At 66.5% G+C, this 13,843-nt stretch carries 15 protein-coding genes; 6 read left to right on the forward strand and 9 right to left on the reverse strand.

The annotated features are described in order from the left end of the window. Nucleotides 1-84 precede the first annotated feature (84 nt). Both ACXYMN_RS11090 and ACXYMN_RS11095 read left to right on the forward strand, forming a co-directional pair. The gene (locus ACXYMN_RS11090; protein ID WP_459013699.1) at nucleotides 85-864 is read left to right on the forward strand and encodes an SDR family oxidoreductase; all 780 of its coding nucleotides are present in this window, start codon (nucleotides 85-87) and stop codon (nucleotides 862-864) included. Continuing rightward, nucleotides 864-2,018 carry a hypothetical protein gene (locus ACXYMN_RS11095; protein ID WP_459013700.1) on the forward strand — a complete coding sequence of 385 codons (1,155 nt, stop codon included), beginning with the start codon at nucleotides 864-866 and terminating at the stop codon, nucleotides 2,016-2,018. Before ACXYMN_RS11090 ends, ACXYMN_RS11095 begins: the two co-directional genes overlap by 1 nt. A 124-nt stretch (nucleotides 2,019-2,142) precedes the next feature. On the opposite strand, the gene ACXYMN_RS11100 is transcribed toward ACXYMN_RS11095, so the two are convergent. The 8 genes from ACXYMN_RS11100 to ACXYMN_RS11135 all read right to left on the reverse strand — a co-directional run bounded on the left by ACXYMN_RS11100 (nucleotide 2,143) and on the right by ACXYMN_RS11135 (nucleotide 9,286). Next, entirely contained in the window at nucleotides 2,143-2,838 is a 696-nt protein-coding gene (locus tag ACXYMN_RS11100; protein ID WP_459013701.1) for a M48 family metalloprotease, read from the reverse strand. A gap of 86 nt (nucleotides 2,839-2,924) precedes the next feature. Next, complete coding sequence (locus tag ACXYMN_RS11105) at nucleotides 2,925-3,362, reverse strand: OsmC family protein (protein ID WP_459013702.1); 438 nt, start codon at nucleotides 3,360-3,362, stop codon at nucleotides 2,925-2,927. 201 nt (nucleotides 3,363-3,563) lie between these two features. Beyond that, nucleotides 3,564-4,532 carry a TAXI family TRAP transporter solute-binding subunit gene (locus ACXYMN_RS11110; protein ID WP_459013703.1) on the reverse strand — a complete coding sequence of 323 codons (969 nt, stop codon included), beginning with the start codon at nucleotides 4,530-4,532 and terminating at the stop codon, nucleotides 3,564-3,566. 197 nt (nucleotides 4,533-4,729) lie between these two features. Continuing rightward, nucleotides 4,730-5,914 (reverse strand): vWA domain-containing protein, encoded by a 1,185-nt coding sequence (locus ACXYMN_RS11115; RefSeq protein WP_459013704.1) that lies wholly within the window; start codon nucleotides 5,912-5,914, stop codon nucleotides 4,730-4,732. Between the two features lie 10 nt (nucleotides 5,915-5,924). Continuing rightward, on the reverse strand, nucleotides 5,925-6,092 hold the full coding sequence (locus ACXYMN_RS11120) for an apolipoprotein acyltransferase (protein WP_459013705.1): 168 nt from the start codon (nucleotides 6,090-6,092) through the stop codon (nucleotides 5,925-5,927). Continuing rightward, a complete protein-coding gene (locus ACXYMN_RS11125) occupies nucleotides 6,089-7,456 on the reverse strand; it encodes a DUF2927 domain-containing protein (protein ID WP_459013706.1) in 1,368 nt (455 codons plus the stop codon). Before ACXYMN_RS11125 ends, ACXYMN_RS11120 begins: the two co-directional genes overlap by 4 nt. Further along, entirely contained in the window at nucleotides 7,456-7,911 is a 456-nt protein-coding gene (locus ACXYMN_RS11130; protein WP_459013707.1) for a GNAT family N-acetyltransferase, read from the reverse strand. Before ACXYMN_RS11130 ends, ACXYMN_RS11125 begins: the two co-directional genes overlap by 1 nt. Before the next feature lie 532 nt (nucleotides 7,912-8,443). Further along, nucleotides 8,444-9,286 (reverse strand): AAA family ATPase, encoded by an 843-nt coding sequence (locus ACXYMN_RS11135; protein WP_459013708.1) that lies wholly within the window; start codon nucleotides 9,284-9,286, stop codon nucleotides 8,444-8,446. 173 nt (nucleotides 9,287-9,459) lie between these two features. On the opposite strand from ACXYMN_RS11135, the gene dksA reads away from it, so the two are divergent. From dksA to ACXYMN_RS11155, 4 genes are all read left to right on the forward strand, one after another. Then, a complete protein-coding gene (gene dksA / locus ACXYMN_RS11140) occupies nucleotides 9,460-9,882 on the forward strand; it encodes an RNA polymerase-binding protein DksA (protein ID WP_459013709.1) in 423 nt (140 codons plus the stop codon). Between the two features lie 75 nt (nucleotides 9,883-9,957). After that, complete coding sequence (locus ACXYMN_RS11145) at nucleotides 9,958-11,127, forward strand: FAD-dependent monooxygenase (protein WP_459013710.1); 1,170 nt, start codon at nucleotides 9,958-9,960, stop codon at nucleotides 11,125-11,127. Between the two features lie 66 nt (nucleotides 11,128-11,193). After that, nucleotides 11,194-12,162, forward strand: a complete 969-nt coding sequence (locus ACXYMN_RS11150; RefSeq protein ID WP_459013711.1) for an XdhC family protein — start codon at nucleotides 11,194-11,196, stop codon at nucleotides 12,160-12,162. Beyond that, nucleotides 12,159-13,148, forward strand: coding sequence for a molybdopterin-binding protein (locus tag ACXYMN_RS11155; RefSeq protein WP_459013712.1), 990 nt, complete (start codon nucleotides 12,159-12,161; stop codon nucleotides 13,146-13,148). Before ACXYMN_RS11150 ends, ACXYMN_RS11155 begins: the two co-directional genes overlap by 4 nt. Before the next feature lie 116 nt (nucleotides 13,149-13,264). Here ACXYMN_RS11155 and infC read toward each other — a convergent pair whose 3' ends face one another. Beyond that, entirely contained in the window at nucleotides 13,265-13,816 is a 552-nt protein-coding gene (gene infC, locus ACXYMN_RS11160; RefSeq protein ID WP_459013818.1) for a translation initiation factor IF-3, read from the reverse strand. Nucleotides 13,817-13,843: the final 27 nt, after the last annotated feature.

A 13,843-nucleotide genomic window follows, 5' to 3' on the forward strand; every position in this document is an offset into this window, starting at 1 on the left:
CTATACGCTCTGCACGGCGATTATGGCATCACAAGGCCGTCGAACAGGTCATTTCTCGACAGCCTCAGGAAAGGACGGTCAGACATGGATCTGGGTATTCGCGGCAAGCGCGCGCTGGTCACGGCGTCATCGAAGGGTCTGGGCCGCGGTTGCGCCGAAGCCCTTGCCGAGGCGGGGGTCGATCTGGTACTGAACGCTCGCGGGGCCGACGCGCTGGACGCCACCGCCGACGCCATCCGGGCGGCCTACGGGGTGTCGGTCACTACCGTCGCGGCCGATATCGTCGACCCCGACGGGCGCGCCGCGGTGCTGGAGGCGGCGGGCTTCGTCGACATCCTCGTGACCAATGCGGGCGGGCCGCCGCCGGGCCTCTGGTCGGACTGGAGCCGGGACGCGTTCATCGCGGCCCTCGACGCCAACATGCTGACGCCCATCGCCCTCATGCAGGCCACGTTGCCCGGAATGATCGACAGGGGCTGGGGCAGGGTGGTCAATATCACCTCGCAATCGGTCAAGGCACCGATTGCCGTGCTGGGCCTGTCCAATGCCGCGCGCACCGGCCTGACGGGGTTCGTCGCGGGAACCGCGCGTCAGGTGGCGCCGGACGGCGTGACGATCAACAACCTGCTGCCGGGCATCCATGACACGGACCGCGCCGCGGCGCTTGACGGGGCGGTCATGCAGGCCGAGGGTCTGACCATGGACCAGGCCCGTGCCCGCCGCGCCGCCACCATCCCCGCGCGGCGCTACGGCACCGCGGCCGAGTTCGGCCAGACCTGCGCCTTTCTCTGTTCGCAGCATGCGGGGTTCATCGTGGGCCAGAACGTGCTGCTCGATGGCGGCGCGACGAACGCCACGCTCTGATGGCGCGCGGGCCGGACGGTCGCGGCGGCGGGGCGGGGTTCTCGCTGGCCGATCAGCTGTTCAACGCGCGGACCCTGGCGCAGCTGGGGCGCGAATACAGCGTCCTGCCGGGCTTCGACGCGGACCGCTTCGAGACCGAGGCGCTGGCCGGGTTCGGCACGCGCACGCTGCTGGCCCGGCTTGAATGGATCGCAACCTGTCTCGAGGCGCAGTTGCCGCGCGACTTTCCCGCCATGGCCGAGGCCCTGGAAGCCGCCATGCCGCCCCTGCTCGACCCGGCGAAGGCCGATGACGATTTCGGCCAGTTCATTCACGCCGTGCCCGGCATTCTCGCGGTGCGGCACGGGCTCGAGACGCATCGCGACCGTGCGCTCGACCTGCTCTATCTTGCGACGCAGCGCTTCTCGATGGAGTTCTACATCCGCCCCTTCCTGAACCGGTGGCCCGACGCCACCCTGGCCCGCCTTGCGATCTGGGCGGGGGACGCGAATTACCACGTCCGCCGCCTCGTCTCCGAAGGCACGCGGCCCCGGCTGCCCTGGGCCGCGCATATCGACCTTCCCGCGGACCGCACCCTGCCGCTGCTCGACAGGCTGCACGCCGATCCGACCCGCTACGTGACGCGCTCTGTGGCCAACCACCTGAACGATCTGACAAAAACCGACCTGCGCCGTGTCATCGCACATCTCGATGCATGGGCCGCGGCAAGGCGCCAGACCCCGGACGAGCTTGACTGGATGACCCGCCACGCGCTGCGATCAGCCGTCAAGCGGGGGGACCCCCTGGCCCTCGAACACCTGGGCTTCGATCCCGATCTGCCGTTGACCGCGCGGCTCGACCTGTCACCCGAACCGGTGCCGATCGGCGCGGCGCTGCGGATCGCGGCCGAAATCGCGCCCGATCGCCCCGGCAAACTGCTGGTCGACTACCGCATCCGCTTTCACCGCCCGTCAGGTCGCGCGGGCGAAAAGGTTTTCAAACTGGGGCAGGGGGCGGCGCAGCCCGGCGCACCGCTCACCCTCGCCAGAAACCACCCGCTGAAACCGGCGGCCTCCACCTTTACATGGCATCCCGGACCGCACAGCGTGATCCTTCAGGTCAACGGCCGTGACGTGGCCGAGGCCGCTTTCACCGTGACCGCGCCTGCCCCCTGAGAGACGCCCGACCGGCGACGGGCGGGGCCACGCGTGCCCTGCCGCCTTTCCATTTCCCAAATACCGCCGGGGGGGAATTCGCGCCACCGGCGCGAAGGGGGGGCTGGCCCCCCCGCACCGTCGCTCACCCGGCGCCGCCGCCTGACCAGCGCGCTTCCAGCACCTCAAGCGCGGCCACCCGTTCTTCGGTCTTGGGATGGCTCAGTAGCCAGGCGGGCATCGCGGCGCCGCGGGCACCGGTCAGCCCTTCGAGCTTGTGGAACAGCGATTTCTGCGGGCCGATCCCGATGCCGGATTTGGCCAGAAGCGCGGCGGCGTAGGCATCCGCCTCGAACTCGTCCGAGCGTGACAGCCGCGCCGCAAGCAGCGTTGCCAGCATGTTCGCGATCCAGACGCCGACCCCGGGCACGATCCGCCCCAGCACCATGGCCAAGGCGGTGCGCAGGGCGTTCTGCCCGGAAAAGTCGATCATCCGGCGGCGCGAATGGCCCAGCGCCACATGGCCCAGCTCATGCGCGATGACCGAGGCCAGTTCCTCGCCGGTAACCTCGCCCTGCTGGTATTTTCGGTAAAAGCCCCGCGTGATGAAAATGCGCCCATCCGGGGCCGCGAGCCCGTTCACCGGGTCGATCTCGTAGATGTCGACACGAATCCGCGGCACGTCCAGCGCCTTTGCCAGACGCGACAGGATGCCGCGCAACCGGGGGTCCGCCAGTTCGGTCGAGCGCGCATTCAGCTCTTTCGCCGTGCGCCAGGCCGAAAAGTGGTACATCGCGAGGCCGTAAAGCAGCGCCAGAAGGATCGGGGTAAACTTGATCATCTCTGGAATATGGGGTGGCCGGGCCGAAAGGAAAAGCGCCCGGACCAAACGGCCGGGCGCTGCGGTGTCGCAACTCAGGATCTGGATCAGGCGAGTTTGGCGTCCATGGTGATCTCGGCGGTGCCGCCCTTGTAAAGCTTGGAGATCGGGCAGCCCTCCTTGGCCGCATTGGCCGCCTCCATGAAGGCATCCGCGTCCATGCCGGGCACGGTGGCGGTGACGTCCAGATGCACCCGGGTTACCGAAAACCCGTCGCCATCCTGCTCGAGGCTGACGGTCGCCTTGGTGTCGATCGCATCGGCCGTGGCGTCGTGCTCGCCCAGGATCAGCGACAGCGCCATCGAGAAACACGCCGCATGCGCCGCGCCGACCAGTTCTTCGGGGTTGGAGCCGGGCTTGTCCTCGAACCGGGTGTTGAAGCCGTAAGGTGTGTTGTCGAGCACGCCGGACTCGGTGGAAACCTGGCCCTTGCCCGATTTCAGATCACCGGCCCAATGCGCGGTGCCGAACTTGCGGATTGTCATGATGTGTTCCTCGTTTTGCAGATTGATTCGTAAGCAAACCCTTCCGGGTGCTTCGGGGTTCCGTCCGATCGTCCGCATCGCACCGGGATGGCGCCGGGATGGCACCGGGATCGCGCCCGAATCACGCCAAAATCGGTTCGCTTTCCGCCCCGGGCCGTCGCAGAACCGGTCACTGGCGATCCGTGCTCCAACCGTCGCGGCTCAGCTTTGCTCGTCCTCGGCGTAGAACTTCTGAGCCCCCTTGTGGACCGGGGCGGACATCCCCTGGGATTTCATCTCGTCTTCCTTCAGGATCTCCAGCGCAGGATGCATTTCGCGGAACTTGTCGAGGCTGTCGAACACGGCTTTCACCACGACGTAGACCACGTCCTGCGAAACGTCCGCCGAAGTCACCAGCGCCGCGCCGACGCCGAAGGTCGCGGTATCGTCCGGGTTGCCGTCATACATGCCGCCCGGAATTGTCGCCGTCCGGTAATACGGATTGTCCGAGATCAGCGCCGCGACCTCGGGGCCCGAGACATCGACCAGCCGCGTGTCGCATTCGGTCGTCGCTGCCCGGATCGCGGCGCTGGGATGTCCCACCGCAAAGACCATCGCATCGATCTCGTTGTCGCACACGGCGCGAACCTGTTGCGATGGCTTGAGTTCGGTGGCCAGCGCGAAATCCTCAAGCGTCATGCCCTTGGCACTCATCAGGGTTTCCATGGTGCCGCGCGATCCCGACCCGGCATTGCCGATGTTCACGCGCTTGCCGGCCAGATCCTCGAAGGTCGCGATGTCGGAATCGGCGCGGGCGACCACGGTGAAGGCCTCGGGGTGCAGCGAAAAAACCGCCCGCAGATCGTCGAACGGCATGTCGTCCTCAAAGCGCGAGGTTCCGTTCAGGCTGTGGAACTGCCAGTCCGACTGGGCGATGCCGAAGTCGAGCCTGCCGTCACGGATCGCCTTGAGGTTATAGACCGACCCGCCCGTCGCTTCCACGAGGCAGGTCACGCCATGATCTTCGGTGTTGCGGTTCACAAGACGGCAGATGGCGCTTCCGGTGGGGTAGTAGACGCCCGTTTCCCCTCCGGTGCCGATCCGGATCGTGGTGTCCTTGGCCAGGGCGGAGGTCGCTGTCGCCGCGGCCAGGACAACCCCCAGAACGCCGCATGAAGCCGTGCGAAGCATTTGTTTTCCCCCGGAAAAGACAGATTCTCGCCGGTGTTTTTCGGCACGCACCGGTTTTCTGCCTAGAGTTCAATCCGCTTTCACCCGGCAGGTCAACCGTCGCTCCGGGTGTGTGCCGCCCCAGCCCGCCATGCCTGCGGAAATACGCCGAGGCGACTTTGGCAGCTCTGTCCGGCCACGGTTTGCGCCGCCTGCGCTCAGCGGGCGAGGCTGCGCATGCCGCGATCGATGCCGCTCAGGGTCATCGGCACCATGCGATCCTCGAACAAGGCGCGGATCATGCCGATGGATTGGGTGTAGTCCCAGTATTTTTCGGGCACCGGATTGATCCAGAGATGGTCGGGCCACTGGTGTCGGGCGCGCGTCAGCCAGGTCTCGCCGGACTCCTGGTTCCAGTGCTCGTTCGCCCCGCCCGGCATCGCCACCTCGTAGGGGCTCATCGACGCATCGCCGACGAAGATGCATTTGTAATCGGAGCCGTAGGTGCGCAGCACCTCGTGGGTCGGGGTCTGCTGGTCCCAGCGCCGATGATTGTCGCGCCAGACGCCTTCGTAGAGGCAGTTGTGAAAGTAGTAATGCTCGAGGTGCTTGAACTCCGCGCGCGCCGCCGAGAAAAGCTCTTCGACAACCTTCACATGGTCGTCCATCGACCCGCCGACATCGAGAAACAGCAGCACCTTCACCGCGTTGCGCCGTTCGGGCCGGGTCTTGACGTCCAGCCAGCCCTGCTCGGCGGTGGAGCGGATCGTGCCGGGCAGGTCCAACTCTTCGGCGGCCCCGTCGCGGGCCCATTTGCGCAGCCGTTTCAGCGCCACCTTGATGTTGCGGGTGCCGATCTCGACGCTGTCGTCATATTCGCGGAACTCGCGCTTGTCCCAGACCTTGACCGCGCGGCGGTGGCGGCTTTCCTTCTGACCGATGCGCACGCCCTCGGGGTTGTAGCCATAGGCGCCGAAGGGCGAGGTGCCGGCCGTGCCGATCCACTTGTTGCCGCCCTGGTGCCGCCCCTCTTGCTCTTTCAGCCGCTCGCGCAGCGTCTCCATCAGCTTGTCAAATCCGCCGAGCGCCTCGATCTCGGCCTTATCCTCGGCAGACAGGTGCTTTTCGGCCATCTTTTCCAGCCAGTCGGCGGGCAGATCGACCGCTTCGAGAACCTGCTCGAAGCTGATCTGGTCAAGGCCGGAAAACGCCGCGGCAAAGGCGCGGTCGAAGCGGTCGATGTGGCGTTCGTCCTTCACCATCGCCGACCGCGCGAGGTAGTAGAACGCCTCCGGGTCATAGGTGGCAAGGCCTGCGCGCATGGCCTCGAGAAAGGTCAGGTATTCGCGCAGGGACACCGGCACGCCCGCATCGCGGAGCTTTTGAAAGAAGGGGACGAACATGGACCCCGCCTTACACGAAGACTTTCTCGATGGCGATGGTGGCGAACAGGCCCAGAAGCGCGAAACCGATGGCATAGACGGCGGCATATTGCGCGATGTCCAGGCCGTTGCCGCGGCGTTTCTTTGCTGTCCAACCGCCCCAGATGCCTCCGACAAGCGCCGCGATAATGACGATCATAGACGTCCGATCCTTCCCTTCAGCGGGTTCAGTGCCTCGATCTCGCGCAGCTTGGCGCGGACCGCGTAATCCGAGCCGAAGCCGTATCGCGCCCAACCAAGGCTGTCCACCCGGACCTGGCGGCCCTCCGACACCCGTCCGGCCAGTTCCAGCGCCTCGGCGCGCAGCATGAGAAGCGTGGCGAGCAAGGCCGCATTCTCATGCCGCGCGGCCACGTCGATCTGCGGTGTCAGAATGGACAGGGCCCGTTCCGGACTGTTGCGCGCGATCGCGTGGGCGGCCAGCTGCGATGCGACATAGGCGCGGTGCAGGCTGGTGCGGGGGGAGGCCGCGAAATAGCGGTCGGCGGCCTCGAAGTGGTTGAGCGCGGCGTTGATATCCTCGCTCTGGGTGATCCGGCCCATGGCATAGTGCGAAAAGCCGCGGCGGTGATCTTGCCAGTTCATCGCCGAGGCGATCTGCAGCGCCTGGCGCGCCGCGGACTTGCGGTCAGAGGTGCCCGGCCCGAGCGCGGACTGGATCGCCTGGACCCAGGCTCGCGGGGTGGCATCCAGCACAGAGGTCGGGCGCTGGTTTCCGCCGGGATTGAGCCGTGCGAGGATCGCGGGCAGGCGGCTGGCCACGGCACCCTGCGACATCCCCGTACGCAGCGCGGGATCGTAGTAGGTCCGCAGCACAAGCATGTCGAACCCGGTCAGCACCGTGTGCACGTTGTCGTCGTTGAAGACCGAATCCGGCAGGCGATAGAGATCGTTGAGCGGACCCAGCGCCTGCGCCAGTTCCTCGTGCAGGCAATCGCGCACCTCTTGCGGGCTGGCATCGCTTGGCAGGAACACGGCCACGCGGGTGCGTTCGGTCATCGCCGACCAGTTGACCTGGGTGGTTCGCCGCACCCGGCCGTATTCCGACAGCGACGACACGTTCGGCACCACGAAACAGGCGGCCTGCGGCAGGTAGCGGCGGATCTGCGCGCGCGGCACCGCCTCGATGGTGACGTTGGGCGGGCCGTTCTGGTCGCGGGCGACGTCGATCCGGGCCTCGGTCCGCAACCGGTAGAGCACCTGGTCGAGATCGGAATACAGCGAGGCCGGCGGCGTGCCGGTGACGCGCACGTTGATCGGTCCCTCGAAGCGGGTGAACCGTTCAAGCTCGCGGCCGGATTCGAGCGAGAAGGTCAGCGCCGTGAAGTCCCGCGCGATCTCGCGGTTCGAGGCCTGCGCGGGCACCGGACGCGGCACCTGAAAACGCTTCATCGGGGGCAGCGTGCTTTCGGTGATTGTCGCGGCGCGGGTCGTGGTATCGACCTCGGACACGGGCACACAGGCCCCGAGCAGAAGATAGAGCGGAAGGATGAACCGGCGCATCAGGACCTCTGATATTTGATGAAGGGGGTCTGGACACCGATACGGTCGTAAAGCTTGCGGGCCTGGTCGTTGAAGCTTTGGGTAAGCCAGTAGACCGCGCATGCGCCATGGGTATCAGCGGCGGCATAGACCGCCTCGATCAGGCTTCTGCCGACGCCCTGTCCGCGCATGTCGGGCGCGGCAAAGAGGTCCTGCAGGTAACAGACCTCTTCGATGCGCCAGGCGTGGCGGTGAAACAGGAAGTGGGTCAAGCCCACCAGCCTGCCATCCATTTCGGCCACCAGCGCGCTGAAGTCGCGCGGATCGTCGCCCAGAAGGCGCATGAAGGTCGTGTCCTGGACCGAAGCCGGAACCGCCGTCTCGTAGAAGTCGAGATACGCGGTCCACAGCGCCTGCCAGTCAGCACGATCTTCGGGCGCCAGGGGGCGCACGGTCAAAGCCGAGGGTTGGGACATGGGTCGAGTTCTGCCTGATCGTTCCAGATGACCTATTCATCCGGGTCTTTTTTGTCTGTTGTGGGGACACTATACGGCGAATTCGCGATTATCAGAGCCGTTACGTGAACGATGGATCGGGATTTTCAGGGGGCGGCCTGACATTAATCAGTAATTAAGGAAATCATCGCTTTATAGCGTGCAGTTAAGCAACAGCGCGAAGGGAAAAGGGGTCCAGGGACAGCGATTTCAAGCGCGCCAGATGCGGAAGACGGCGGAAAAGCGGCGCCGACCATGGCGTCCCGCACGACAGATTCGGACCCCGCGCCGGATCGGTGCCAGATGCCGGTTCCGACCACGCGGAATTCGTCCCGATTTTTGCCGCAATGCAGCATGAGCCTGGCAAATGCGTGGCCATCGCCTGGCATGACAACCGACCCGGCATAAATGCTGACCGGGCCTGCCGGATCAACGACGGGCAGGATTTGCGAAGAACTCGCTTTCCGCGACAGGGTCGGGACGGGTTGGCCACAGGTGCCCGACCGGCGGGTCGCTACCGCGCCTGTCTGCGCGCCATGAAGGCCAGCCTCTCGAACAGGTGCACGTCCTGCTCGTTCTTCAGCAATGCGCCATGCAGCTTCGGCAGCGCGTCGGCACCGTCCCGCTTGAGGTCCTCGGCGGTCAGATCCTCGGCCAGCAACAGCTTGAGCCAGTCCAGCACTTCGGATGTCGACGGCTTCTTCTTCAGGCCGGGCTGTTCGCGAATCTCGTAGAACTGGGTCAGCGCCTCGGTCAGCAGCGCGGGCTTGATGCCGGGGTGGTGCACATCGACGATGCGCCGCAGCACGTCGGCGTCGGGAAAGCGGATGTAATGGAAGAAACAGCGCCGCAGGAACGCATCGGGCAGCTCTTTTTCGTTGTTCGAGGTGATGATGACGATGGGCCGGTGCCGGGCGCGGATCGTCTCGCCGGTTTCGTAGACGTAGAAGTCCATCCGGTCGAGTTCCTGCAGCAGGTCGTTGGGAAACTCGATGTCGGCCTTGTCGACCTCGTCGATCAGAAGAACCACGCGGCGGTCGGTCTCGAACGCCTCCCAGAGCTTGCCCTTGCGGATGTAGTTGCGCACGTCGTTGACCCGTGCGTCGCCCAGCTGGCTGTCGCGCAGGCGGCTGACGGCGTCGTATTCGTAGAGCCCCTGCTGCGCCTTCGTGGTCGACTTGATCGACCATTCGATCATCTCGGTGCCCAGCGCCTGGGCCACCTGGCGGGCCAGCTCGGTCTTGCCGGTGCCCGGTTCGCCCTTCACGAGAAGCGGCCGTTCAAGCGTGACCGAGGCGTTCACGGCCATGGTCAGGTCGGCGGTGGCGACATAGGCATCGGTCCCTTCGAACTTCATCTCGCGGGTGCTCCTTCTTCGGGCTCGGTGCGGGGAAACAGGCAATTTTCCTGTCCCGCAGGTAACTTGATTAGTGACACCGCGCCAACCTTGGGCTATGCGGCTCCGCGCAGGGGTGCCAGATATCCGGGTCAAATGCCATGTCTGATATCGGTGTTAAAGAGGGAGCAAATATGAAGCCTGAATCCTTTCTTCCGGACGACTACAGGCCGTCAGACGACGAAGAGTTCATGAACGAGCGGCAGCTTGAGTATTTTCGTCGCAAGCTGATTACCTGGAAACAGGATCTCATGGCCGATACGCGCGACACGCTGGAGGGATTGCAGGACTCGACCCGCAACATCCCCGACGTGAGCGATCGGGCCAGCGAGGAAACCGACCGCGCCATCGAACTGCGCACGCGCGATCGTCAGCGCAAGCTCGTCGCCAAGATCGAGGCCGCGCTGCGGCGGATCGAGCAGGGCGAGTACGGGTATTGTGAAAAGACCGGCGAGCCGATTTCGCTCAAGCGTCTGGATGCGCGACCCATCGCCATCATGACCCTCGAAGCGCAGGAACGGCACGAGCGCCGCGAAAAGGTGCATCGCGACGACTGATTGTCGCTGTGGCCACGCAACAAGGGCGCCGGACCGCAAGGTTGGGCGCCTTTTTCGTCCTGAAGGACCGGTCGGATGGATCTGGAACGCCTGCGCATCGCCGTGATCGGCGCCGGTATCGGCGGCCTTGCTGTGGCCGCGGCCTTCGCCCGGGCGGGGGCCGATGTCACCGTGCTGGAACAGGCCGAGGCGATCCGCGAGGTTGGCGCGGGGCTGCAATTGTCGCCCAACGGGCTGCGGGTCATCGCCGCCCTGGGGCTGCGCGATGCGCTGGGGGCCGCGCCGCGCGCCACCGCCGTGTCGTTGCGCGACTACAGGCAGGGGCGCGAGGTGCTGCGCCTCGATCTCGCGCGGATGGGGCCGGGGATGGACTACCGCCTGGTCCACCGCGCCGACCTGATCGACGTTCTGGCCACGGCGGCACGCGATGCCGGGGCACGGGTGCGCCTGTTGCAACGGGTCGTGCAGATCCATCCCGGCACCCCCGCCCGGGTTGAGACCGCCACCGGCGACAGCCTGAGCGCCGATCTGGTTATCGGCGCGGACGGGTTGAATTCGGTGCTGCGCCCGGTGCTGAACGCCGCGGCCCCGGCCCGGTTCACCGGCCAGGTCGCCTGGCGCGCGGTGGTGCCGAACGTGACCGGCCATCCGGCGGAAGCGCGCGTTCACATGGGCCCGCACCGGCATCTGGTCAGCTATCCCTTGCGCGACGGCGCGTCGGTCAACCTCGTGGCCGTGCAGGAACGCAAGGATTGGGCCGCCGAGGGCTGGTCCCATACAGACGATCCTGCAAATCTGCGCGCGGCGTTCGCCGATTTCGGCGGGGACAGCGCGCGGCTGCTGGCGGCGGTCGAGCGACCCGGCCTCTGGGGCCTGTTCCGGCACCCGGTCGCGGCACGCTGGCATGGCGCGGGCACGGCGCTGCTGGGCGATGCCGCGCATCCGACATTGCCGTTCCTGGCGCAAGGCGCGAACCTCGCCCTCGAGGACGCATGGGAACTGCGGGCTGCGGTGGATCGCGCCGACAGTCTGCCCGAGGGGCTGGCCGCCTATCAGTCGCGCCGCCGCAACCGCGCCGCGCGCGTCATCGCCGCGGCCAATGGCAATGCCTGGAAATACCATCTGGCGCTACCGGGCCTGCGCGATGCGGCGCATCTGGCGCTGGCCTTGGGGGGGCGTCTGGCGCCGGACCGGATGTTGCGTCAGTTCGACTGGCTTTACCGCTATGACGCCACCGCGCGCTGAGACCCACCTTTTGCCAACGCGACAGCGCGGCCCAGGCGCGCTATAGATCGGGTCAAGGAGAAGCCCATGGACCGTTTCGACACCATCCCCGAAACCGCGCTTGACTGGCACCGGGCCGGAAAGGGCGCGTGCCTTGCCACCGTGATCCAGACCTGGGGTTCGGCCCCGCGTCGCACCGGGTCGCAGCTTGCGATCTCGGGCAGCGGCGAGATCGCGGGCTCGGTGTCGGGGGGCTGCGTCGAGGGCGCGGTCATCGTCGAGGCGATCGAGGCGCTCGAGTCCGGGGAGGCGCGCGAACTGGAATTCGGCGTCTCGGACCAGGATGCCTTTGCCGTGGGCCTGGCCTGCGGCGGCACCATTCGCGTGCTGATCGAACCTGTGGGCAAGGTCCTGCCCGAGGCGCTGCTGGCCGAACTGGTCGCCGCCCGCACGGCCCGCCGCCCGGTGGCCTATGTGGTCGATCTGGCGACCGGCGCGCGCGGGCTGACCGCCGATGGCTACCCCGACCGCTTTCGCATGGACCGCTCGGGCTTCGAGGAGGACACGCGCGTCTTCGTCACCATCCACAACCCGCCGCTGCGACTTGTGGTTGTGGGGGCGGTGCACATTGCCCAGGCGCTGGTGCCGATGGCGCGGATCGCGGGCTATGATCCGGTGGTAATCGACCCGCGCGAAACCTTCGGCTCGGCCACGCGCTTTCCCGGCGAACGCATCCTCAATGACTGGCCCGACGAGGCGGTGGATGCGGTCGGGCTCGATACCCGCACGGCGCTTGTGCTGCTGACCCACGATCCGAAGCTCGACGACCCGGCGCTGGTCCGCGCGCTTGGGTCGACGTGTTTCTATATCGGCGCTCTGGGCTCGACGCGGACGCATGCCAAGCGGGTCGACCGGTTGCGGGCCGACGGCTTTACCGACGCCCAGATCGCCCGCATCCACGGCCCGATCGGACTTGATATCGGCGCGGCAAGCCCGGCCGAGATCGCCGTGTCGATCATCGCCGAGATGACCCGCGTGCTGAGACAGCGGGCATGAAGTTCGGCCCGGTCCCCGTGTCAGAGGCAGAGGGCGCGATCCTTGCGCATTCCGTGACCCTGCCCGGGGCCCGACTGAAGAAGGGAACGACGCTGGGGCCGGACGACCTGACCAGCCTGCGCGACGCTGGCCATGCGACGGTGGTGGTGGCGCGGCTCGAACCGGGCGATCTGGGCGAGGATGCGGCCGCCGCGCGTCTTGCCGCGGCGCTGGTGGCCGACGGCGAACACGGCTTGCGGATCGGCAAGGCCGGGACCGGGCGTGTCAACATCTTCGCAAAGGCCCCCGGCATCGCGCGGATCGACGCAGCCAAGATCGATGCGCTCAACGCGGTGCACCCGATGATCACCGTTGCCACCGTGCCGCCGTTTCAGCGGATGGCGGCGCGCGGCATGGTCGCGACGGTCAAGATCATCGCCTACGCGGTGCCCGCCGTCGCGCTGGACCGCGCGGCAGAGGCTGGGGCGGCGGCCTTGGGCTTTTTCACGCCGGTCATCCGCCGGGTCGAATTGATCCAGACGCAGACCGGGACCGCGCTGTCATCCGCCAAGGGGCAGCGCGCCATCGGCGACCGGCTCGCGCGGCTGTCGATCGACTTGCTGCCGGAACATGTGGTGCCGCATGAGATCGACCCGCTGGCCGATGCGCTGCGCGGCTCGAACGCCGATGCGCTGTTCATCCTGACCGGCTCGGCCACGTCCGACCTTCACGATACCGCCCCCGAAGCCCTGCGCGCCGCGGGCGGCGAGGTCACGCATTTCGGAATGCCCGTTGATCCGGGGAACCTGCTGTTTCTGGGCCATCTGGGGGACAAGCCCGTGCTGGGCCTGCCCGGCTGTGCCCGCTCGCCAGCGCTGAACGGGGCCGATTGGGTGATGGAGCGTCTGCTCTGCGGGGTGAATGTCAGCCCTGCGGATATCGCCGCCATGGGGGTGGGCGGGTTGCTCAAGGAGATCCCGCAGCGCGGCCATCCGCGCGAGGCCTGAGGCTCGGACCCCGGGCGGGTCCGCACAGGCAACGGCGACGCCGCACGACCATCGGTGACGCCCAACGAAAAAGGGCGCCACGACGGGCGCCCGGTTTCACGGTTCGGACGGCGGGGTTACTTGACCGGGCCGACCATCATGATCATCTGACGGCCTTCCATCTTCGGCATGTTCTCGATCTTGCCGATTTCCTTGACGTCCTCGGCCACCCGTTCGAGCAATTCGCGCCCAAGGTTCTGGTGCGCCATTTCGCGCCCACGGAACCGCAGCGTGACCTTCACCTTGTCGCCGTTCTCAAGAAACTTGAAGACGTTCCGCATCTTCACATCGTAGTCGTGAACGTCCGTATTGGGACGGAACTTCACTTCCTTGACCTCGATGGTCTTCTGCTTCTTGCGGGCTTCGGCTTCGCGCTTTTGCTGCTCGTACTTGAACTTGCCGAAGTCCATGATCTTGCAGACCGGCGGCGATGCGTTCGGAGAGATCTCCACCAGATCGAGTCCGACCTGTTCGGCAAGCTCGCGACCGCGTTCCGGGGTGACGACCCCGACATTCTCTCCTTCGGCTCCGATCAGCCGAATTTCAGGTACGCGGATACGGTCATTGACGCGGGGTCCGGTGTCGCGGGTCGGCGGCGCGTTGTGAGGTCTGCGGGCTATGGGAACAATCCTTTTCGTCGTTCAGTAACAGGCGCG

Source organism: Roseivivax sp. CAU 1753, assembly GCF_054482575.1.